The sequence below is a fragment of the Planococcus sp. CP5-4_YE genome (genome assembly GCF_019042655.1).
In the GTDB taxonomy this organism is placed as follows: Bacteria; Bacillota; Bacilli; order Bacillales_A; family Planococcaceae; genus Planococcus.
In genome coordinates, this window is the sequence record NZ_JAHPZO010000003.1 from 223,284 (window position 1) to 243,676 (window position 20,393).

At 49.3% G+C, this 20,393-nt stretch carries 21 protein-coding genes, 2 pseudogenes and 1 other annotated feature; of the genes and pseudogenes, 2 read left to right on the forward strand and 21 right to left on the reverse strand.

The annotated features are described in order from the left end of the window. Nucleotides 1-21 precede the first annotated feature (21 nt). Genes yajC through ruvA form a run of 5 tightly spaced genes read right to left on the reverse strand, consistent with a single transcriptional unit; the run spans nucleotide 22 to nucleotide 4,147 of the window. Nucleotides 22-279: a preprotein translocase subunit YajC gene (gene yajC, locus KTG14_RS05505; RefSeq protein ID WP_058380984.1), complete on the reverse strand. Its 258-nt coding sequence runs from the start codon at nucleotides 277-279 to the stop codon at nucleotides 22-24. 41 nt (nucleotides 280-320) lie between these two features. Further along, the gene (gene tgt, locus KTG14_RS05510; protein WP_216969992.1) at nucleotides 321-1,463 is read right to left on the reverse strand and encodes a tRNA guanosine(34) transglycosylase Tgt; all 1,143 of its coding nucleotides are present in this window, start codon (nucleotides 1,461-1,463) and stop codon (nucleotides 321-323) included. Further along, complete coding sequence (queA, locus tag KTG14_RS05515) at nucleotides 1,460-2,539, reverse strand: tRNA preQ1(34) S-adenosylmethionine ribosyltransferase-isomerase QueA (RefSeq protein ID WP_216969993.1); 1,080 nt, start codon at nucleotides 2,537-2,539, stop codon at nucleotides 1,460-1,462. Before queA ends, tgt begins: the two co-directional genes overlap by 4 nt. Then, nucleotides 2,536-3,534 carry a Holliday junction branch migration DNA helicase RuvB gene (ruvB, locus tag KTG14_RS05520; protein ID WP_216969994.1) on the reverse strand — a complete coding sequence of 333 codons (999 nt, stop codon included), beginning with the start codon at nucleotides 3,532-3,534 and terminating at the stop codon, nucleotides 2,536-2,538. Before ruvB ends, queA begins: the two co-directional genes overlap by 4 nt. Before the next feature lie 16 nt (nucleotides 3,535-3,550). After that, nucleotides 3,551-4,147, reverse strand: coding sequence for a Holliday junction branch migration protein RuvA (gene ruvA / locus KTG14_RS05525; RefSeq protein ID WP_058380987.1), 597 nt, complete (start codon nucleotides 4,145-4,147; stop codon nucleotides 3,551-3,553). Between the two features lie 365 nt (nucleotides 4,148-4,512). Here ruvA and KTG14_RS05530 point away from each other — a divergent pair, with 365 nt between their 5' ends. Beyond that, on the forward strand, nucleotides 4,513-5,046 hold the full coding sequence (locus KTG14_RS05530; protein WP_374939893.1) for a transcription repressor NadR: 534 nt from the start codon (nucleotides 4,513-4,515) through the stop codon (nucleotides 5,044-5,046). Nucleotides 5,047-5,099: 53 nt separating this feature from the next. On the opposite strand, the gene pheA is transcribed toward KTG14_RS05530, so the two are convergent. From pheA to KTG14_RS05610, 16 genes and pseudogenes are all read right to left on the reverse strand, one after another. Next, entirely contained in the window at nucleotides 5,100-5,960 is an 861-nt protein-coding gene (gene pheA, locus KTG14_RS05535) for a prephenate dehydratase (RefSeq protein ID WP_216969996.1), read from the reverse strand. Nucleotides 5,961-5,980: 20 nt separating this feature from the next. Beyond that, entirely contained in the window at nucleotides 5,981-6,433 is a 453-nt protein-coding gene (locus KTG14_RS05540) for an ACT domain-containing protein (protein ID WP_068868964.1), read from the reverse strand. Nucleotides 6,434-6,449: 16 nt separating this feature from the next. Continuing rightward, nucleotides 6,450-7,739 carry a GTPase ObgE gene (gene obgE / locus KTG14_RS05545; protein ID WP_216969997.1) on the reverse strand — a complete coding sequence of 430 codons (1,290 nt, stop codon included), beginning with the start codon at nucleotides 7,737-7,739 and terminating at the stop codon, nucleotides 6,450-6,452. A gap of 1 nt (nucleotide 7,740) precedes the next feature. Beyond that, the gene (locus tag KTG14_RS05550; RefSeq protein ID WP_216969998.1) at nucleotides 7,741-8,253 is read right to left on the reverse strand and encodes a Spo0B domain-containing protein; all 513 of its coding nucleotides are present in this window, start codon (nucleotides 8,251-8,253) and stop codon (nucleotides 7,741-7,743) included. A 129-nt stretch (nucleotides 8,254-8,382) separates the two neighbouring features. Next, complete coding sequence (gene rpmA / locus KTG14_RS05555; RefSeq protein WP_068461850.1) at nucleotides 8,383-8,673, reverse strand: 50S ribosomal protein L27; 291 nt, start codon at nucleotides 8,671-8,673, stop codon at nucleotides 8,383-8,385. Between the two features lie 12 nt (nucleotides 8,674-8,685). Further along, nucleotides 8,686-9,015, reverse strand: a complete 330-nt coding sequence (locus KTG14_RS05560) for a ribosomal-processing cysteine protease Prp (protein ID WP_216969999.1) — start codon at nucleotides 9,013-9,015, stop codon at nucleotides 8,686-8,688. A gap of 2 nt (nucleotides 9,016-9,017) precedes the next feature. After that, nucleotides 9,018-9,326: a 50S ribosomal protein L21 gene (rplU, locus tag KTG14_RS05565; RefSeq protein ID WP_058380995.1), complete on the reverse strand. Its 309-nt coding sequence runs from the start codon at nucleotides 9,324-9,326 to the stop codon at nucleotides 9,018-9,020. Between the two features lie 14 nt (nucleotides 9,327-9,340). After that, nucleotides 9,341-9,414, reverse strand: a sequence feature (ribosomal protein L21 leader region). A 1,064-nt stretch (nucleotides 9,415-10,478) separates the two neighbouring features. After that, a complete protein-coding gene (gene minD, locus KTG14_RS05570; RefSeq protein WP_216970000.1) occupies nucleotides 10,479-11,282 on the reverse strand; it encodes a septum site-determining protein MinD in 804 nt (267 codons plus the stop codon). A 1-nt stretch (nucleotide 11,283) separates the two neighbouring features. Next, nucleotides 11,284-11,973, reverse strand: coding sequence for a septum site-determining protein MinC (gene minC, locus KTG14_RS05575; protein WP_216970001.1), 690 nt, complete (start codon nucleotides 11,971-11,973; stop codon nucleotides 11,284-11,286). After that, nucleotides 11,973-12,503 carry a rod shape-determining protein MreD gene (gene mreD, locus KTG14_RS05580; RefSeq protein WP_216970002.1) on the reverse strand — a complete coding sequence of 177 codons (531 nt, stop codon included), beginning with the start codon at nucleotides 12,501-12,503 and terminating at the stop codon, nucleotides 11,973-11,975. The genes minC and mreD overlap by 1 nt, the downstream gene beginning before the upstream one ends. Then, nucleotides 12,500-13,387, reverse strand: coding sequence for a rod shape-determining protein MreC (mreC, locus tag KTG14_RS05585; protein ID WP_216970003.1), 888 nt, complete (start codon nucleotides 13,385-13,387; stop codon nucleotides 12,500-12,502). The genes mreD and mreC overlap by 4 nt, the downstream gene beginning before the upstream one ends. Before the next feature lie 46 nt (nucleotides 13,388-13,433). Then, complete coding sequence (mreB, locus tag KTG14_RS05590) at nucleotides 13,434-14,462, reverse strand: rod shape-determining protein (protein ID WP_216970004.1); 1,029 nt, start codon at nucleotides 14,460-14,462, stop codon at nucleotides 13,434-13,436. 94 nt (nucleotides 14,463-14,556) lie between these two features. After that, nucleotides 14,557-14,760 (reverse strand): annotated as a pseudogene (locus KTG14_RS05595) (JAB domain-containing protein); the annotation flags it as partial. A gap of 104 nt (nucleotides 14,761-14,864) precedes the next feature. After that, entirely contained in the window at nucleotides 14,865-16,676 is a 1,812-nt protein-coding gene (gene ltrA, locus KTG14_RS05600) for a group II intron reverse transcriptase/maturase (protein WP_216970005.1), read from the reverse strand. A gap of 558 nt (nucleotides 16,677-17,234) precedes the next feature. Next, nucleotides 17,235-17,729, reverse strand: a pseudogene (gene radC, locus KTG14_RS05605) (RadC family protein); the annotation flags it as partial. Further along, entirely contained in the window at nucleotides 17,719-18,330 is a 612-nt protein-coding gene (locus KTG14_RS05610; protein ID WP_216970006.1) for a Maf family protein, read from the reverse strand. The gene KTG14_RS05610 and the pseudogene radC, both read right to left, overlap by 11 nt. Before the next feature lie 378 nt (nucleotides 18,331-18,708). On the opposite strand from KTG14_RS05610, the gene KTG14_RS05615 reads away from it, so the two are divergent. Continuing rightward, a complete protein-coding gene (locus tag KTG14_RS05615) occupies nucleotides 18,709-20,235 on the forward strand; it encodes an AbgT family transporter (protein WP_216970007.1) in 1,527 nt (508 codons plus the stop codon). Nucleotides 20,236-20,393 lie beyond the last annotated feature (158 nt).

The window sequence follows — 20,393 nt, forward strand, 5'->3', positions numbered from 1 at the left end:
GAAGACGGTTTTTGCGGTTGCTTATTCTACGATGCGGGCGATTGCTTGGCGCTCGAACTGCATGCGCGTGCCGTCAGCTACCGTGATATAGATCGTTGAGTCGTCTACTGCGTCGACTTGGCCATGCAAGCCGCCGATCGTCACGATGCGATCCCCACGCTTCAATTCCGACTGCATATTAGCTGTCGTTTTTTGGCGTTTTTGCGCCGGGCGGATGATGAAGAGCCACATCAGCAAGAACATCAATAGTAAAGGTGATAACGCAATTAATGTTTCCATTGTTCAATTTCCCCCTTTCGTGTTCTCTATCGTTTTCGAACTCAGAAATTTTTTGCATTCGGCTTATTGAATCCGTACGCTTCAAAAAATTCTTCGCGGAAATCTCCCAGGCGGTCTTCGCGGATCGCTTGACGCACCTGTTCCATTAAGTTTAACAGAAAATGCAGGTTATGATAACTCGTAAGGCGAATTCCGAAGGTTTCATCGGCACGCAATAAATGATGCACATAGGCGCGCGTATAATTCGTGCACGTATAGCATGTACATTTCTCATCGATTGGCGTGAAATCGCGCTTGAACTTAGCATTTTTCAAATTCAGACGGCCTTCACTCGTCATAAGTGTACCGTTGCGTGCGATGCGCGTCGGCAATACGCAGTCGAACATATCGATGCCGCGGATTGCGCCATCGATCAAGGAATCGGGCGAGCCGACGCCCATCAAATAACGCGGCTTATCAAACGGCATGAACGGCGTCGTGAATTCGAGCGCACGGTTCATGACATCTTTCGGTTCACCGACCGACAAGCCCCCGATTGCGTAACCCGGGAAGTCGAGCGCGACGAGATCTTCTGCGCTTTGGCGGCGCAGGTCTTCGTATTCGCCGCCTTGGATGATGCCAAACAAACCTTGATCATGCGGGCGTTCATGTGCTTCTAAGCAACGTTCCGCCCAGCGCGATGTGCGTTCGACACTGGATTTCATGTAGTCATGCGTCGCCGGGTATGGCGGGCATTCGTCAAACGCCATCATGATGTCGGAGCCGAGGTCATTCTGGATTTGCATCGCTTTTTCCGGGCTCAAGAACAATTTATCGCCGTTCATATGGTTGCGGAAATGGACGCCTTCCTCTTTGATATTGCGGAACTCACTAAGTGAGAACACTTGGAATCCGCCAGAATCGGTCAAAATCGGGCGGTCCCAGTTCATGAATTTATGCAAGCCGCCTGCTTCTTTGATGACATCATTGCCTGGGCGCAGCCACAAATGGTATGTGTTGCTTAAGATGATGCCGGCGTTCATCGCTTTCAATTCTTCCGGGCTCATCGTCTTGACAGTCGCTTGTGTGCCAACCGGCATGAAAGCCGGCGTTTCAAAAGAGCCGTGCGGTGTGTGGACGATGCCGAGGCGTGCGCCTGTTTGTTTACATGTTTTGATGTGTTCGTACGTTACTGCATGGGTCATGAGTTGGTCTCCTTTTTCTGTGGTTCAATAAACATCGCGTCGCCGAAACTGAAAAAGCGGTAGCGCTCTTGAACAGCTTCATCATAAGCATTCAAGATCGCGTCACGGTTCGACATGGCGCTGACGAGCATGACGAGCGTAGATTTCGGCAAATGGAAGTTGGTGATGAGTCCGTCTACGGCTTCAAAACGATAGCCCGGGTAAATGAAGATATCCGTCCAGCCATTGTCTTCCTGTAATTTGCCGCCGAATTTTTTCGCGACTGACTCGAGCGTGCGCGTCGACGTGGTGCCGACGGAAATGACGCGGCCACCTTGCTGTTTCGTTGCATTGATCAAATCCGCGGTTTCTTTCGTGATGCGGTAAAATTCTGCGTGCATTTCATGGTCTTCAATCGATTCCACCGATACCGGGCGGAATGTGCCAAGCCCGACGTGCAAGGTGATGAATGTGATATTGACGCCTTTATTGCGGATTTCAGCGAGTAATTCATCGGTAAAATGCAGTCCGGCAGTCGGCGCTGCGGCACTGCCCCGCTCTTTCGCGAACACCGTCTGGTAACGGTCCTGGTCTTCCAGCTTTTCGCGGATATAAGGCGGCAATGGCATTTCGCCCAATTGGTCGAGAATCTCATAGAAAATCCCGTCATAGATAAATTTGAAGTGACGGCCTCCGTGATCCAAGACGCCCGTACATTCCGCGCGCAACAAGCCGCCGCCGAACGATACAACGGTGCCGATTTTCACTTTCTTGGCTGGTTTGACGAGCGTTTCCCACACGTCTTCTTCGGTCTGCTTCAACAGCAGCACTTCGATGTTCGCACCGGTCTCTTCCTTCGTGCCCATGAGGCGCGCCGGCAGCACGCGGGTATCGTTCAATACGAGCGTATCGCCTGCATGCAAATGGCCGAGGATGTCGCGGAAATGCTTGTGCTCGACCGCGCCTGTCTCTTTATCCATCACAAGTAAGCGGCTAGAGGTCCGGTCGAGAAGCGGCGTTTGCGCGATCAATTCCTCCGGCAATTCAAAATCAAAGTCATTTACATTTAATTGCTGTTCGTTTGTAAGTTTAGTCATTCAGGCATCTCCATTTTAAAGTGTTCGTAAGCAAGAGGCGTCACCATGCGCCCTCTTGGCGTCCGTTGAATAAAGCCGATTTGCAATAAATACGGTTCGTAGACATCTTCAATGGTCGTCGATTCCTCGCCGATGCTTGCGGCGATCGTATCCACGCCGACAGGCCCGCCGCGAAAACGGCTAATCATGCCGGTGAGTAGCTTATGGTCGATATGATCAAGACCGAGCGGGTCGACTTGAAGCATCTCGAGAGCTTGTTCTGCCATATCGGTCGTGATCGATCCATTGCCGCGCACCATCGCATAATCGCGCACACGCTTTAGCAATCGGTTCGCGATACGCGGGGTTCCACGGGAACGGCGTGCGATTTCAATAGCCGCGTGCGGGTCGATATCCGCTTCGAACAAGGCGGCGCTGCGCTCGACGATATCCGTCAAGGCTTCCGTGTCGTAATACTCGAGCCTTGATAACACGCCGAAACGGTCACGCAGCGGAGCTGACAATGCCCCTGCACGCGTCGTCGCCCCAATCAACGTGAACGGCGGCAAATCGAGCCGCACGGAGCGCGCAGTCGGGCCTTTGCCGACAACGATATCGAGACAGAAATCTTCCATCGCCGGATACAGCACTTCTTCGATCGAGCGGTTCAAGCGGTGAATCTCATCGATGAACAATACATCTCCCGGCTCGAGTGATGAAACGATCGCCGCCAAATCACCGGGCCGTTCAATCGCAGGGCCTGATGTCATCTTCACGCCGACTTCCATTTCATTGGCGATGACGGTCGCTAGCGTCGTTTTCCCGAGACCCGGCGGCCCGTAAAGCAATACATGGTCAAGCGATTCATTGCGCATTTTCGCCGCTTCGATGAAAATCTCCAGATTGTGCTTTACTTTCTGCTGGCCGATATATTGCGACAAACGCTGTGGCCGCAACGATTGCTCAAAGCGCTCATCAAATTCCGAAACTTCGCCGTCAATGATGCGTTCTTCCATGGCGTTCGCCTCCCCGTTAAGTTTGCTTCAATAATAGTTGAAGAGCTTTTTTCATATAGCCTTCCGTGTCGAGCTCGAGGCCCTTGAGTTGAGGCTTCACTTTCGTGATCTCACGTTCCGAATAGCCGAGCGCCCCAAGTGCAAGCATCGCTTCCTCGAGTTCCGATTCGTCGCCGCCGAACAAGTCCGGCTGGCCGGCTTCCGCGTAGGATTCCCCGAAGAAATCGGTCAGCTTGCCTTTCAAGTCCAAGATCATCTGGCGGGCGGTTTTCTTGCCGACGCCAGGGAATTTCACCAAATACTTCTCGTCTTCCTGCTCGATCGCTTCGATGACGAACTGCGGCTGGCCCGATGCCAAAATCGCAAGCGCACCTTTAGGGCCGATGCCCGAGACGCTGATGAGCTTACGGAACAATTCCCGCTGCTCGAGCGTCGGAAAGCCGAAGAGGAATTGTGCGTCTTCCCGCACGTGATGATGCACAAAGATCTGCAGTTCATCCGATCCGAATGAATACGGGTTCGGGGCAAAGATCTGCCAGCCGACACCTTGCTGCTCCACTACCAAATATTCAGGCGTCACACGGGTGACTTGCCCTTTTATGTAATCGTACATTGCACTCGCCCTTTCATTTTCAACCTATTGATTATACCATATTCCGGCCGCTCCTACGAAGAAAGCTATCCGCTTCGGCTAGACATTGCGATGCGCCAAAAGAGCTCCCCGCTGATTGAAGTTTCTCTTTATCCCGCTTTAACGGTCTGTAAGGCTTTCGCTTCACCAAGCGAAATCCCACAGGCCGTAAAAGTCCGATTGGATCGGGCCGACAGGATGTCGGTTACATAGGCGTTGCCGCAGGACGCGGCGCTCTTAGACTATGTTCTGCTTTATAACAGCGGGGATGGAGGAGCTCCCCGCTGATTGAAGTTTCTCTTTATGTTAAAATGAAGTATCGCAATATGGAGCAACGGAGGGTTTTCATGAAAAAATTATATGGCGAAGAGCGCCGCAATGTTTTATTGGATGAGCTGAAGCAGGCAGGTCGGCCGATGACTGGCAGCGAACTGGCAAAACTCGCGCAAGTGTCACGGCAAGTGGTAGTCGGCGACATGACCTTATTGAAAGCAAAAGGCGAACCGATCATCGCAACAAGCCAAGGTTATTTATATTTAGACCCGACCGGCAATAAACAAGTGAGCCGGCGCATCGCCTGCAATCATAAGCCAGAAGAAACAGAAGCCGAGCTGCGGTTATTGGTCTACTCAGGCGTCACGGTCAAAGATGTTTCGATCGAACATCCTGTCTACGGCGAACTGACGGCTGGGATTCACGTCTCGACACCACTTGATGTCGATCTGTTCATGCAGCGCATACGCGATACCGGTGCCAGTTACCTGCTCGAGCTGACCGAAGGCACGCATATCCACACCATTACAGCAGATCTTCCTGAAACACTTGCAAACGCCGTCGAAGCAATGAAGCAGTACGGCTACTTGCTCGAAGAAGCCGAATAAGAAAAATCCCCGGATGCCACTAGGGCGTCCGGGGATTTTTGCATGCTTGCTACTTATGAATTGTACGTATAGTAGGAACCGAGCGTCTTAACACCGCAACCGAGAGCCGTGAGCTCTTCAAATGCGCCACGCATCATCGCTGCATTTTCGTCTTCCAACACGTCGGCGATAAAGAAATAATTGCCGAGCCCCGTCTTCAAAGGCCTCGATTCGATCTTCGACAAGTTCAATTGACGCCAAGCAAAAACCGACAATACCTGGTGCAAAACACCAGACCGGTCGTCTTTTGGCGGCGTAATCATCAAGGTCGTCTTGATCTGCGCTTCGTGCCCGGGATCGGTCAATTTATGATTGCTTCTCGACAACACGAAAAAGCGCGTGTGGTTGAAATGGAAATCGTGAATGTCGCGCTGTACAATGTCCAGTCCGTATTTTTCCGCTGCGTAATCATTGGCGATCGCCGCAATATTACGCTCCGGTAATTCCGCCACCATTTTAGCAGCCGCCGCTGTTGAGCTGTATTGCTCAAGCGGCGTGTGCTTATAGGTGTAGTAAAGGAATTTATGGCATTGCGCCAAGGCATGCGGATGCGAATAAATCGCTTCGAACGATTCCGCACCGCGGTTTTCCGGATGGACCAACAAATGCTGCTCGATCGGCGACAGCACTTCCGCCGTCACATAGAGCTCCGCTTCGTGGAACAAATAATCTACCGTCAGCGGCACAGAACCTTCAAGCGCATTTTCCAGCGGAACAACCGCATAATCGACCGTGCCATCCGCGACCGCTTCAATGCATTCGGGAATGGTCGTATACGGCATTAGCTGTTCTGTTGGGAATACCTTAGAGGCTGCCAAATGCGTAAACGACGCTTCTGGGCCTAAAAACGAAATTCTCTTTTTCTCTCTGGTCATGGACTCATCCCCCCCTACATTTATGACGAACCGCTCGATACCACATCGGCCGACTCAACAAAGTCGAGTTTTTTTAATTGTTGCAAGAACATGTCTAAATCGACATCCATTGCCGTCACATCCAAAGACAAGGTAACGTTCGCACGCCCTTGAATCGGAATGGTCTGGTGAATGGTTAAAATATTGCAGCCCATTTCCGCAACAGCTTGCAGCAAAGTCGCAAGAGTTCCGGAACGATCTTCCAATTGCAGGAAAACCGTCAAGATTCGCTCTTTGACGATGGAATGAAACGGAAAAACCGCGTCACGGTATTTATAGAATGCCGAGCGCGATAAACCGGTCTGTGCGACCGCATCCAAAATGGACATGCGGTCTCGCTGAAGCAGTTTTTTTACTTCCAGCGTTTTGACCATCGCTTCCGTCAGTACATCTTCCCGCACCAGGTAATAGCGTTGTTCCGAAATATCCTTCATTCAAGTACCCTCCGCATCAGTCGGTGAATTCGAACTCAAATTCAAGCAAACGGACCGTGTCGCCGTTTTCTGCCCCGCGCTCGCGAAGAGCATCATCAATGCCCATGCCGCGCATTTGGCGGGCGAATCGGCGAATCGAATCTTCACGAGAGAAGTCGGTCATCTTGAACATCCGCTCGATTGCGTAACCGGAAAGGACAAAAGCACCATCCGGGTCGCGTGAAATATCGAATCCGTCGCCTTGCAATTCGTGCTTGTAAAGAACCGTATCCGCTGCATCCGGATCTGCCTCGTCTTCCATCGGGAATTCAGGCGTCACTTCAAGCAAGTCGGCTACCGCAAACATCAGATTGTTCAAGCCTTTTCTCGACAATGCGGAAATCGGGAACACTTTTGCGTCTTCCGGCAATTTCTTGCGAAACTCTTCCAGGTTTTCTTCCGCATCCGGCATGTCCATCTTGTTCGCTACAATCAATTGCGGGCGTTCAGTCAAGCGCATATTGTATTGCTTTAATTCTTCGTTGATGGTCACATAATCCTCATAAGGATCGCGGCCTTCCATGCCCGACATATCGATGATGTGGACAATAACGCGCGTCCGTTCAATATGGCGCAGGAATTGATGGCCAAGGCCGATTCCTTCGTGTGCGCCTTCAATCAATCCTGGCAAATCAGCCATGACGAAGCTGCGCTGGTCTTCTGTTTGGACCATACCGAGATTCGGGACGATCGTCGTGAAATGATACGCGCCAATTTTCGGTTTAGCCGCAGTAACGACCGACAATAGCGTCGATTTTCCGACACTTGGGAAGCCGACCAGGCCGACATCCGCCAATACTTTCAATTCCAAGATGACGTTGCGCTCTAAGCCCGGTTCACCCTTTTCCGAAAGTTCAGGAGCCGGGTTTTGAGGCGTCGCAAAACGCGAGTTTCCGCGTCCGCCGCGCCCACCGCGTGCGATAACGGCCGATTGTCCTTCTTCGACCAAATCGGCAATCGTTTCACCAGTTTCTGAGTCTTTCACGACAGTGCCCGGCGGAACTTTGATGATGGTGTCATGCGCTTTGGCACCGTGCTGATTTTTGCTCATGCCATGCGTTCCGCGTTCGGCTTTAAAGATCCGTTTGAAACGGAAATCCATCAATGTGCGCAAGCCTTCATCGACTTGGAAGACGATATCAGCGCCTTTTCCTCCGTCACCGCCGGCTGGCCCGCCATTCGGTACGTATTTTTCGCGCCGGAATGCTACCATGCCATCCCCGCCGTCTCCACCTTTTACATATACTTTTACGTGATCGACAAACATATTATCCCTCCATCTGTGCGTGGATCTCAACTCTCGAGCGATCCGATCCGCACGCTTTACCAATTGCTAATTGCGGTGTATCCAAAATCAGTGACGACCAGTCTCCGGGACCAGAAAGCTCCAGTGAAAACCGGCCGTCCGCTTCCATTATGTGCAGCTCTACCGGATATGGCCAAGCGTCGGAAAACGCTTGTTTTACAGTCTCCGCAAATATCTCGAGCCAGCTGCAGAGTGCCGCATCCAACTCACGCGGCGCCCGCTTCGCTTCACAAAAAACCGCGAGGCGCAATTCCGGAAAACGCCAGCCAGCCGTCAATAGCCACTCTTCCGTTTCGGGCATAGAGAGAGCCGACAGCCGGCTTTGGTGCATAGCCGCTTCGGCATACGTACGAATGAGCGCCTGGGCTCTATCTGTGCGCCCCAAATCCAGATTCAATTTGATCATCTGCAGCTCATTCATAAAATCATGGCGCGCATGCCGAAGCGATTGTGCCACCGTTAGCCTGTCGTCCATAATGCACTTCCTTTTCACACACTTTAAACCAGTATACCAAGTTTCCGGCCGGATTTCCCGGCGCGGGTTTTGGCATATCTCTTGTTTCAAAAGAAAAAGGACTGCGAAAGCAGCCCTTTTCGTTTTTTATTAAGCTTCCTGAGCAACCGGGTAGACGCTCACTTTTTTCTTATCGCGGCCGTAGCGCTCAAAGCGTACTGTTCCGTCGATTTTCGCGAAAAGTGTGTCATCTCCGCCGCGTCCAACGTTCTCGCCTGGATAGATTTTCGTACCGCGTTGACGGTAAAGAATAGATCCGCCAGTTACGATTTGTCCGTCAGCGCGTTTTGCGCCAAGGCGTTTTGATTCCGAATCACGACCGTTCTTCGTTGAACCAACACCTTTTTTGGATGCAAAAAACTGAAGATTTAATTTCAACATATGTCCCACCTCCTAAGCTGTGAAGGTTATTTTTATAAAGTCTGCATAATCATGTTCAATCGTTTCCAGAGAAATGATCATAGCGCGTACCAGCAGTTGAACCTGCTCATCCGTCTTTTTGTCCATGTTCTCCGGAAAGGCGATTTTCAAAAAACCGCTATCCGCCTGTTCGATGTCCGGTTCAATTCCCGTCAGCTCCATAATGGCGTTCACTGCCCCGAAGGAAACAGCGGAAGCCCCAGCGCATACCAGATCCTTGCCATGTTCGGCAAAATCCGCATGCCCCGACATTTCAAAGCCTTTAATGTAGCTGCCGGTTTGATGAATAGTCACCCGGATCATTTTTACAGGTTGATTGCATCAACAGTCAATTTCGTGAATGGCTGACGATGACCTTGTTTTTTGTGATAGTTCTTTTTCGCTTTGTATTTGAAGACAGTGATTTTCTTGCCGCGGCCCTGTTTTTCAACTTTCGCTGTAACAGTTGCTCCTTCTACGAAAGGAACACCCACTTTAGTATCGTCTCCACCTACAAATAGAACTCTGTCAAATGTTACTGTGTCGCCAGCTTCTGCGTTCACTTTCTCAACGTAGATCTCTTGGCCAGCTTCCACTTTGATTTGTTTTCCACCAGTTTCAATAATTGCGTACATATCCTTGCACCTCCTCTTAGACTAAGACTCGCCTCTCCAGGTGATCTTGCGATGCTTAACAACCTGGTTCGAGCGGTTGTAGCACGGGTGCGCTACAAACATAACATTAGAATAATATCATGCGAGAGAGACTCGCGTCAACAGAGAACTGAAAAGAGTTGGTGATGTGTGCTTTTCATTTTTGGGATTGTAGTTAAAGGAATGAAATATCGCTTCTTTACTAGCTTGTGGTTTTGGGAATGAAGAGTGTAGTGATATTGTTTGTGTTCGAGTTTACATGATTGTGGAGTGTCGCCTCCCGGCTTTGGGTTGACCTCTCACAATGAGCCAGAAAGAGCATCTGTCTCATTGCTTCGGCTCACCCTTAGCGCTGGTCGGCTGAGAGATTTCATTGGTTCATGTTTGTTTAAACAGTTCTGCTTTTATAGTTAGTTGCCGGCTAGCGGGGGAATCGCTTCCCTGTCAGGGTTTGTGATTTGCAAGATGAATTGTGCGACGATAAATCCAGTGTTCGAGTTTGCGTCATTATAGAATTTTGCCTCCCGGCTTTGGGTTGGCCTCTCACAATGAGCCAGAAAGAGCATCTGTCTCATTGCTTCGGCTCACCCTTAGCGCTGGTCGGCTGAGAGATTTCATTGGTTTATGTTTGCTTAAGCAGTTCTGCTCTATAATTAATTGCCGGCTATTGGGGGAATCGCTTCCTTGGAGAGGAGAAGAAGTTAATCCTTAGATTATGGCGTCTTGACGGAAAGATAGAGCAAACCTTCTAAAAAGTTATAACATCTCTCACAATGCTGCTTTTATCCGATAAAAATCCTGTTGAAGAAAACCCAACAGTTAGTAACCAATTCCTATTCGAACTATTAAAAACTTGAACAGATTTTAATTGTTGAATATACATATATATTTATCTAAATAGCTGGCTAACACTGAAGAGCAACTCTTTATCTATTTCATCTTAAAACATAGTGAAGCGTAAGGCGGTGACGCCGGGAGGAATAGCGAGACAATTGAGACCTTGCAGGAGCGTAGCGACGAAGCGGCTCAATGCGAGCCCTCCGGCAAGCTTCCGCCTGGAGAGAAACCTTCCTGAAAAAACCTTTCAAAACAAAAACGCCACCGCAAAAGCAGTGGCGTTTCTACTATTGAATATTATTTGCTTGAGAAAATGGATTTGAGTTTGCCGAACATGCCAGGTTTTGGCTTGTCCATGGTCATGAGCGGAACCGATTCACCTAGCAGGCGGCGTGCGATGTTGCGGTAGCCAAGTGCTGCTGGGTTCGATGGGTCCATGACGACTGGTTCGCCTTTGTTCGAACTCGAAATGACACGTTCGTCATCCGGTACGATACCGAGCAAGTCGATCGATAAATGCGTCGTGATCTCATTGACATCGAGTGCGTCTCCCGCTTCCATCAAATGCGAGCGGATGCGGTTGATGATGAGTTTTGGCGCTTCGAGATTTTCCTCGAGCTCCAGTAAACCGATAATGCGGTCAGCATCGCGCACTGCGGAGATTTCCGGAGTCGTGATGACGATCGCGCGATCTGCACCGGCGACAGCGTTTTTATAGCCTTGTTCGATGCCGGCTGGGCAGTCGATGATGATGAAATCGTAGTCCGCTTTCATCCCTTCGATCAATTCTTTCATCTGCTCCGGGTTGACGTCGTTTTTATCGGCCGTCTGTGCTGCCGGAAGCAGGAATAATTTATCTTCGAAGCGCTTGTCTTTGACAAGCGCCTGATGGATTTTGCAACGGCCTTCGAGCACATCGATCAAATCGTAGATGATGCGGTTCTCGAGGCCTAAAATAACATCCAGGTTGCGAAGCCCGATATCAGTATCGATCAAGCACACTTTTTTGCCTTGAAGAGCCAATGCAGTGCCGAGGTTCGCAGTAGACGTCGTTTTGCCGACGCCTCCTTTGCCTGATGTAATTACGATAGCTTCTCCCACACTAGCTTCCTCCTTTAAACGTAGAAATTTGCGGCCGCAGGAATCTCAGTTCCTGCAAACGGTCGATGATGATTTTGCCGCTGGTATGTAAATAAGCACATTCCATTTCAGGCTGCTCCGATAAGCTGTCGAGTTCATCAGTCATCGTCTCGAGTTCATCAGCAATCTTCAGGTGCGTCGCTTCAAGCCAAGATGCGGCGATGACCGCTTCCTTATTGCCGCTTGCGCCTGCGTGGGCAAATCCTTTGAGGCGCCCAAGCACATAGACATTACCGCCCGCTTCGATGCGGCCGTTCTGGTTCACATCGCCGATAACGACGAGGTCGCCTTTTGCCTTGATGACTTGCCCTGAACGGACGATGCCGACATAAGTTTCCGACTGGCGCTCAGCGATCATCCGATTGCATTCTTCGACGGTGACGACATCGCATTTTGTGCCGATCACTTTCATCTTCGAATTATCGTGGATGACTTTCTTGATTTCTTCCAATTGGGCTTTGCTGTAATGGCGCTTTGCCAATTGGATCTGTACTTCCGCGTCCCCTTCGAGCGCAGGATCGGATACTTTCTTCTTCAGCTCATCAAGGATTTCCGTATAGGAGGCCATATCATTGAGCTGGATGAGAAGCCCTTTGTTCGTTCCTTTGATATTCACGATATTTTTCAAAAAACCTGTCACCTGCGCTTTCATTAATATAACCCGAACTTAGTGCCACGCTGTGGATCTTGCGTGACCATCATCGACCTGAACACCCAGCCAAGCAATCCTAGGTACAGGGCGTTGGCGATTAAGGTCGGCCACAATCTGGATGTTAAAAACGTCCCGGCTGGCGCGTCGGTCAAGCCGATCAATAGGAAGAACAGGTAAAGTGCCACTTCCATCGCGATAAGGAGACCAAGTGCCAGCAGCGTCGCCGACAGCAGATTTTGTGGAATCTTTTTGAAAAAGTACGCGGCGATCAGGCAGACGGCCGGATACAGAAAAGAATATAATCCAATAATATCAATGTAAAAGACATCATACAAGAGGCCGAAGAACAAACCGTAAAACAACGCATGACGCAGTTCATAGAAAACAGTCAGGAAAATCAGGAATAAAATGAGGAAACGCGGGACAACGTAATACAGTGAGCCGCTGATCGACAGCGGCGAGAACAGCCCGAAGATCGGTTCGACGAAAAACAGCACGAGGCAGACGATGGGCACGAGGAAGCGGATCATGATTCCTCTTCCTCGTCTTCTGTCATGCCATTATCTTCCCCGTCGACTTCCGGCGCGAGACGGTCTGCAATGACGACGTGATTGAGCATCGAGAAGTCAGCTGCTGGTTTGACGTACGCCAATTTCGTCAAGCCGAATTCATCGATTGTCACTTCAGTGATTTCCCCGATGACGATGCCTTTCGGGAAGATGCCGCCGAGCCCGCTCGAGACGACTTGGTCGCCTTCTTTCAAGTCGACCGAGAAATCGATGCGCTTGAGCAACAGCTCACGGCGCTCAGCATCGTAGCCTTCAATCAACCCGAACACATCATCCTCGCCGAGCACCATCGCCGATACGCGGTAGTTCGGGTTTTGCGTCGTTACCAGTTCCACCGTCGATGTAGTCGGAGTAACAATTGTCACTTTGCCGATCAAGCCGCCGGCGGTCATGACGGCCATATTTTCCTTGACGCCGTGATTGGTCCCACGGTTCAAGATAATTTTTTCTTCCCATTGATCCGGGTTGCGGGCGATGACGACCGCTTGGATCGGGTTGTATTCACGTAAATCTTCTTCTTTGCCGACGAGTTCTTTCAGTTCCTCGTTTTCGGAACGAAGATCGGTCACTTCTGCCTGCACGCCCGCGAATTCTTCAAGGCGCGCTTTCAGCAGGCGGTTTTCTTCAAATGTGTTGATCAGCGAGTCGATATTGTCAAAAACACCGGTCACAAAATGTGCGGGCCGTGAAAATACCGATTGCCCGGCGCCTACCGCTTCCTTGACAATCTGTTCGGGCAGCGACACTTGGCCGCGGTCCCGGAGCGTCAAGGAAATCAAAGCGACGAGCAGGATGACGCCGATCAACAGCAGGATAAGCCGCTTATTCGATAAAAATTGTGGCATGTGAGGCCATCCTCCTTATTGATTGGCTCGTGTAGAGCAGTAAAACTTAGCGTCTTTCGATCGCCGTGCGGTAACGGTCGAAGTTTTCGAGTGCGCGCCCTGTTCCGAGCGCGACACAATCGAGCGGCTGGTCCGCTGTGAACACTGCCATGCCAACCGCATCCGCGATCACTTTGTCGAGATTCTTCAACAGTGCCCCGCCGCCCGTCAAGACGATGCCGCGGTCCATGATATCGGATGCCAGTTCAGGCGGCGTCTTCTCGAGCGTGGTACCGAGGCCTTCGACGATGCGCGACACGGATTCTTTCAACGCTTCTTCCATTTCTTTTGCGGTGATTGTCAAGGTTTTCGGGAAGCCGGTCACGAGGTCGCGCCCGCGGATTTCCATCTCCGCTTGCGCTTCCTCCTCACTCAAGACTGCAGCGGTGCCGATGCCTATTTTTAGGTTTTCGGCTGTACGTTCCCCGATGACGACATTATAGCGCTTGCGGACGTAGTGCTTGATCGCTTCGTCCATCTCGTCCCCGCCGACGCGGATCGATTCACTCGATACGATGCCGCCGAGCGAGATGATGGCGACTTCCGCCGTTCCGCCTCCTATATCGACGACCATGCTGCCGACAGGTTCCCATACCGGGAGCCCTGCGCCGATCGCTGCGGCGAAAGGCTCTTCGATCGTATAAGCTTCCGCTGCCCCAACCGCACGCGCAGCATCCAAAACGGCGCGCTGTTCAATCGATGTCACGCCATAAGGCACGCAGATCATCACTTTGCCGCCGCGCCATTTACCCGGCGCTTTGCCAGTCGCTTCACTGATGCAATGCTTAATCATCGCAAGCGTCGTGTCGTAGTCGGAGATAACACCGTCCTGCATCGGGCGCAAAGCGACGATATTGCCAGGCGTTCTGCCCATCATATCGCGTGCGCGTTTTCCCACAGCGACGATTTCATTCGTGCGGGTATTCTTGATGACAATCGATGGCTCCCGGAGCACGATGCCGCGCCCTTTTAAATAGACGAGCGTATTCGCCGTCCCGAGGTCGATGCCGATATCTTTTGAAGCAAATCCAAACACATGAATCGGTCCTTTCTTATGTAAACCGGGGGTACCGGCAACAGCTTTGCGCAATACCACCCATTATAGAACATCCGGAAAAAAATATACAGTGCTACATGAACCCCTTTTCTTTTAATGAAGTGAATTGATGGTCGCCGATGATAATATGGTCAAGCAGTTCGATGCCGATGATCGAGCCGGCTTCCATGAGCCGCTTGGTGACATCGATGTCTTCTGGCGACGGGGCAGGATTTCCAGAAGGATGGTTATGCGCACAGACAATCGAGGCGGTCGAGCGTCTGACGGCTTCGCGGAAGTAAGGTAAGAACCCGACGCCTTGCTTAATTGCTTAAGTAGGTTTTCAGGAACTCCCTTCCAAACCGTACGTACCCCTCTCAGGGTATACGGCTTTCCATTTATCTAATCTAACTTTCCATTATGCAAATCGAGGTGGCATTTTACACACATCGCAATGGTTTTTCTCCGTCTTGCAATCATTTTCTGTTCCCATTGCTTTTTGCCTTTTAGGTCTTTTAGTTTGTGTATATGATGCATTTCAAGTGGTACGTTCTGTTTACCACACCATTCACATTTTTCAGCTAAAAGACGGTCTATCAGGCTTGTTCTGCCACTGTACGCTAAAGTTTGTCCGATTATATCTACTGTATTGCTTTTAATCTCCGTATTTTTCTCCATCCGCTGTTCGGTGAAATACGCAATGCGAGAGCCTTCCTTTGTTTCATACAGTACACCCAAATTTTTGTTAATACTGAATTTATTGATGATTTTGCTCAAGGTACTTTTATATTTATTAGCATAGGTTTTAATCATGCTGTATTTCATAGTTTGTCGGAAGGATTGAAGTACATGTACATTACTTGCCAATCGGTAGTAATTGTACAGACCTTCTATTTCTGCATTGTATGTGCGTATTATTTCCAGGTCATCGTTGTGAATTAGATACGGGCGATGCACAGGTTTCCATCCATTGTTGTTGCCTATTTTTAATGCACCTAGATCAATGAGTTTTTTGATGTATTTTTCATGTGGCACGAAAAGTTTCGCTTGAAAATTAAATCTCCTTTTCTTAGTTCCGTTTGGCATTTTCATTCTATGCCAATCTCTGGCGACACGGATGTCATATCCTAAGAATCGGGCGTTTTTCTCGCTGTGTGTTATCAATGTTTTTTCAGCACTGAGTTCAAGTTTTAGTTCGCTCGCTAGGAAAGTTGTTAAGTCTCGCTTTGTTTGTTCAGCTTCTTCTTTGCTTCCAATTACACCAATTAGGAAATCATCTGCGTATCTTACATATTTCATTCGGCGGTACTCTGGGTCAAATAGGTTTTTACTATCAAGGCTTTGTAATTTCTTATAAAGAGATTTTATTTCGTTTAGTCTTTTGACTTTTTCTTCTTCACTTAACTCTTCCCACTCACTCTCATTTTTTCTTTTGCGGTGCCCTATTTTGGATGCTAGGTTGTGGTACTCGAGATTGTGTGTTCTCTTTTTACCTTTGTTATATTGAAGTGAATATTTTTCAATATAACGGTCAAGTTCGTTTAGGTAAATGTTCGAGAGAATTGGGCTGATGATTCCACCCTGTGGGGTTCCACTATATGTTTTGTGAAATTCCCATTTTTCCACATATCCCGCTCGGAGAAACTTCCAAATAAGATTAATAAATTTTTCGTCTTTGATTCTTTTACGCAAAAGATTTATTAGAGTGTGGTGTTCGATGTTATCAAAGAAGCCCTTTATATCACCTTCGATAAACCATCTAGTGCCCGTGAATGTGTTTCTAATTTGTACTAATGCAGTATGACAGCTTCTATTTGGTCTGAAAGCATGTGAATTGTCTGAAAACTGCGGTTCATAAATACTTTCCAGTATTCTGCGAGCTACTTCTTGTACCAATTTATCCTCGAAGGACGGAATGCCTAGCGGTCTAGGTTTCCCATTCTTCTTCGGAATATATACTCTTCGTGATGGTTTTGGTTGATAACTCTGGTTTTTTAACTTTTCAATTAGCTTTTCGATTCTCTCTAAACTCATTCCATCAATGGTGTCATCATCAATACCTTTGGTATTGCTACCCTTGTTAGGATAAATTTTCGCATAGGCATCCAGATAAAATTCTGTGTTATACAGATTTCGATATAATCTTTGAAACGTGTATTCCTCGTTTTTTGCATTGGAAGATAAATTGTTTAATACTACTTTTGGATTTCTCATAGAGCCTCACGCTCCTTCCCAATTTAGTATTAAGCTAGATAAACTGCTTCCCTTCGCCATGTAATAGGCTTTCCCTATCTCGGACTACTACGGAAGCTCCGTTACCATATCAGATTTTCAGACACATAATGTCATAGCCGTTTGGCATTCTGACTTAGGTAATCTCCATTTAGACTTTCAGAAACTTCGCTTACGTGATGTCGGATGTGACTTTCGCTCTTTATCTTCTATATGGAAGTTGGTCGGAATTGTATCCCGTCATTATTCTCGAAGTTTTTAAGAATAATGCAAATCCCGTACAGCGTATATCGTTACCTCCCGCTGTAAGTCCCCGTGGTCTACCTCGAGCTATCATTCAGGCAGTTTAGCTTTCATCCTTATTCACGTTTTCATCTCGCCATTCAGTCGTGTCTTGGTAACTAGACAACTCATGGCTTTTCCAACATGCTACACTCCCCGTCTGGTTTCCCTTTCGGATAAGTTGGCTGATGACAGGGTATTGCTCTGAGATATTTCCCTACTGCTTTGCGAGAGCAGATTTTCTGAGAGTCCTTATGGACGCACAATTTCGCGGGGATGGACGATGGAGGCGTTGAGGCTGCCGACAAAAATGGTTTGGCGGTGCATCACTTGGTTTTTGATGTTGAGGAATAAACAGACGAAATGCTCTTGCTTGAGCGACGTCATGTCATCCATTAAATAATTGGCGGCGTCTTTCGGGGAGCGGATCGTAAAGCGTTCATCGGTCTGTTTGGAAGCGAGCCTTCGCCCCAGTTCGATGGCAGCGAGCAGCTGGACGGCTTTCGCTTCGCCGATGCCGTTGATCGCTGTCATTTCTTCGATGGCGGCGTGCTTTAATTCGTGGAGATGTTCGAATTGCTTAAGCACACGGTTTGCGAGATGGAGAACCGATTCTTCGCGGGTGCCGGTCCGCAACAGGATGGCGATGAGCTCTTGATTGGACAAGCTCACCGCGCCTTGTTTAATAAGCCGTTCGCGCGGCCGGTCGGCAATGTGGACATCGCGGATCATCAACGCTTGTTCATTGGGCATAGTCATGCGCTCCCTCCACTTTTACATAGCCTGCTCTCATCAAGTGTTGGAGCAGTTTCGCTACCGGCAAGCCGACAACTGCGTTGTAATCGCCTTCGATTCCTTCGACGAATAAGCCTGACACGGTTTGGATGCCGTACGCCCCCGCTTTGTCATAAGGATCTTCTGTGTCGGTATAGGCATCGATCCATGACGCAGGCAATTCGTAAAAGCGCACACGGACACTTTCGTGGAAACTAACTTCCTCCTCGCCTTGACGCACACATACGGCCGTGACGACTTCATGAGTATTGCCAGACAGCTTGCGCAAATACTCGGACGCTTGTTGTTGGTGTTTCGGCTTCAATAGAATCTCCCCGTTTAATACGACGACAGTATCCGATCCGATGACGAGCGCTTCAGGGTGCTTCCCTGCGATATCTTTCGCTTTTTGTACAGCGCACGCGTGGACATAATCGACCGCTGACTGAAAATCTTGCGGATTGGGTTCCGGGATATCGCTCGGCACAATTTCAAACGGAATTCCGAGCAGGCCCAGCAGTTCTTTACGGCGCGGTGATTGCGACGCCAGGATGAGCGGGTGTTTCGCTGTGAACTTCATTAAAAAAAACCTCCTTTTTTCAAGCCATCATACCATTATCAAAAAGCCGGGGCAAAATGGCGAAATACTGAATTTCATTCAAAACCAGCCTATAAATCCCTTTTTTGATGATAGCGTTTTCACAGGATCAAGGATTATCTTAACTTTTTTATTGTTTTGATAATGTTATTGCACGCTTCTCTATAGCCCGTCCCGAGCGCATTCTCAAGACTTGTCAAACATTATCCAAAATTAGCGCAATTGGCACTTCCTTAAATAGCTTTTCTTATGTTTCTTAAGGTTTTATAATGGGTAGAGTCTTTAATTTTTTGAAAATTACTATTACACAATAATTTAATAGTCTTTTTCACATTTAAGCTTGAAGGGAGTTTGTCTATTTTGAAAAACCAAAAACGGGGATTGTTCCAAAAATCCCTCGACCGCATCGAAACGATCGGTAATAAACTGCCGCATCCGGTGACATTGTTTGCGGTTCTCGCAATCGTCGTCCTCGCGCTTTCCGCTTTGCTGGCGAACCTCGGCATCTCTGTCGAACACCCAGGCCAAGAAGGCGAAATCGTGGAAGTGAAGAACTTATTGAACGCTGAAGGCATTCAATACATCTTCGCAAGCATGGTCGATAACTTCATCGGCTTCGCACCGCTCGGCGTCGTGCTCGTGACGATGCTCGGGATCGGAGTTGCGGAACGCACAGGCCTCATCTCGGCTGTGTTGCGCGGATTCGTCTTATCGATTCCGAAATTCCTCATCACTGGCGGGCTCGTCTTCGCTGGTATTATGTCGAGTGTCGCATCGGATGCTGGATATGTCGTCTTGCCTCCACTCGGCGCAGTGATCTTTATCGCACTTGGGCGCCATCCGCTTGCCGGCCTTGCCGCGGCGTTTGCCGGTGTCTCTGCCGGATTCTCTGCCAACTTGCTCTTATCGGCAACGGACGCGATGCTCGGGGAACTGACCATCGCAGCCGCTTCGATCATCGACCCGGGCTATGCTGAAGGCATGAACATCGCGATGAACTATTACTTCATTATCGTCTCCGTGTTCTTGTTGACGATCGTCGGCGCTGTTGTGACGGAAAAAGTCGTCGAACCACGCCTTGGCGAATACAAAGGCGAGTTCCGCGAAGAAATGACTGGCCTGACAACGCTTGAGAAAAAAGGCTTGCTGTGGGCTGGTATCACGACACTGGTCGGCGTCATTTTGACGGCACTTCTCATCGTGCCGGAAAGCGGCGTATTGCGCGGAGAAGACGGCGGCATCGTCCAATCTCCGTTCATGAGCTCACTCGTTCCGATCATCACCATCCTGTTCTTCTTGCCGGGCCTTGCTTACGGTATCGCCACGAAGAACATCAAGAGCGACAAAGACGTCGCTGCACAAATGTCTGACACAATGGCATCAATGGGCGTCTTCATTGTCCTGGCGTTCACAGCCGGACAATTTGTCGCTTACTTCGCTGAATCAAACATGGGCATGGTGCTCGGCGTCTACGGTGCACAAGCACTGGAATCCATGAGCCTGACGGGCATTCCGTTGATCATCGGCTTCGTCATCGTCGTCGGGATCATCAACTTGTTCATCGGCTCCGCTTCCGCGAAATGGGCGATGCTTGCACCGGTCTTCGTGCCGATCATGATGCAGCTCGGCTATTCGCCGGAATTGACGCAAATGGCTTACCGCATCGCCGATTCATCAACCAACATCATCACACCGCTTATGACGTATTTCGCGATTGTCATTGCATTCGCACAGAAATACGACAAGAAAATGGGCATCGGTACATTGATCTCGGTCATGTTCCCCTACTCAATTTTCTTCATGATTTTCTGGACCATCATGTTGATCGTTTGGATGTTGTTCGGCCTTGATCTTGGGCCAGCTTCACCGATCCGCTATAACGGATAATAGTAAAAAGCGACAGAACCGATTTGGTTCTGTCGCTTTTTTTGTGGATTCAGCGTGTTGATATTCCACAGAACACCTTCGCTTTCCTGCGGGCGAGCGCTTAGCCTCCTCAGTCGCTTCTCGACTTGCGGGGTCTCATCTTTCTCGCTTCCCGCGGG

Excerpts from the sequence above, each read along its gene's own strand:
- ruvA (WP_058380987.1), bottom strand. The coding sequence starts at position 4,147 with ATGTACGATTACATAAAAGGGCAAGTCACCCGTGTGACGCCTGAATAT.
- rplU (WP_058380995.1), bottom strand. The coding sequence starts at position 9,326 with ATGTACGCAATTATTGAAACTGGTGGAAAACAAATCAAAGTGGAAGCT.
- KTG14_RS05550 (WP_216969998.1), bottom strand. The coding sequence starts at position 8,253 with ATGGACGACAGGCTAACGGTGGCACAATCGCTTCGGCATGCGCGCCAT.
- obgE (WP_216969997.1), bottom strand. The coding sequence starts at position 7,739 with ATGTTTGTCGATCACGTAAAAGTATATGTAAAAGGTGGAGACGGCGGG.
- KTG14_RS05610 (WP_216970006.1), bottom strand. The coding sequence starts at position 18,330 with ATGAAGTTCACAGCGAAACACCCGCTCATCCTGGCGTCGCAATCACCG.
- KTG14_RS05560 (WP_216969999.1), bottom strand. The coding sequence starts at position 9,015 with ATGATCCGGGTGACTATTCATCAAACCGGCAGCTACATTAAAGGCTTT.
- rpmA (WP_068461850.1), bottom strand. The coding sequence starts at position 8,673 with ATGTTGAAATTAAATCTTCAGTTTTTTGCATCCAAAAAAGGTGTTGGT.
- yajC (WP_058380984.1), bottom strand. The coding sequence starts at position 279 with ATGGAAACATTAATTGCGTTATCACCTTTACTATTGATGTTCTTGCTG.
- queA (WP_216969993.1), bottom strand. The coding sequence starts at position 2,539 with ATGACTAAACTTACAAACGAACAGCAATTAAATGTAAATGACTTTGAT.
- tgt (WP_216969992.1), bottom strand. The coding sequence starts at position 1,463 with ATGACCCATGCAGTAACGTACGAACACATCAAAACATGTAAACAAACA.
- KTG14_RS05540 (WP_068868964.1), bottom strand. The coding sequence starts at position 6,433 with ATGAAGGATATTTCGGAACAACGCTATTACCTGGTGCGGGAAGATGTA.
- mreD (WP_216970002.1), bottom strand. The coding sequence starts at position 12,503 with ATGATCCGCTTCCTCGTGCCCATCGTCTGCCTCGTGCTGTTTTTCGTC.
- pheA (WP_216969996.1), bottom strand. The coding sequence starts at position 5,960 with ATGACCAGAGAGAAAAAGAGAATTTCGTTTTTAGGCCCAGAAGCGTCG.
- ltrA (WP_216970005.1), bottom strand. The coding sequence starts at position 16,676 with ATGAGAAATCCAAAAGTAGTATTAAACAATTTATCTTCCAATGCAAAA.
- mreC (WP_216970003.1), bottom strand. The coding sequence starts at position 13,387 with ATGCCACAATTTTTATCGAATAAGCGGCTTATCCTGCTGTTGATCGGC.
- minC (WP_216970001.1), bottom strand. The coding sequence starts at position 11,973 with ATGAAAGCGCAGGTGACAGGTTTTTTGAAAAATATCGTGAATATCAAA.
- KTG14_RS05530 (WP_374939893.1), top strand. The coding sequence starts at position 4,513 with ATGAAAAAATTATATGGCGAAGAGCGCCGCAATGTTTTATTGGATGAG.
- ruvB (WP_216969994.1), bottom strand. The coding sequence starts at position 3,534 with ATGGAAGAACGCATCATTGACGGCGAAGTTTCGGAATTTGATGAGCGC.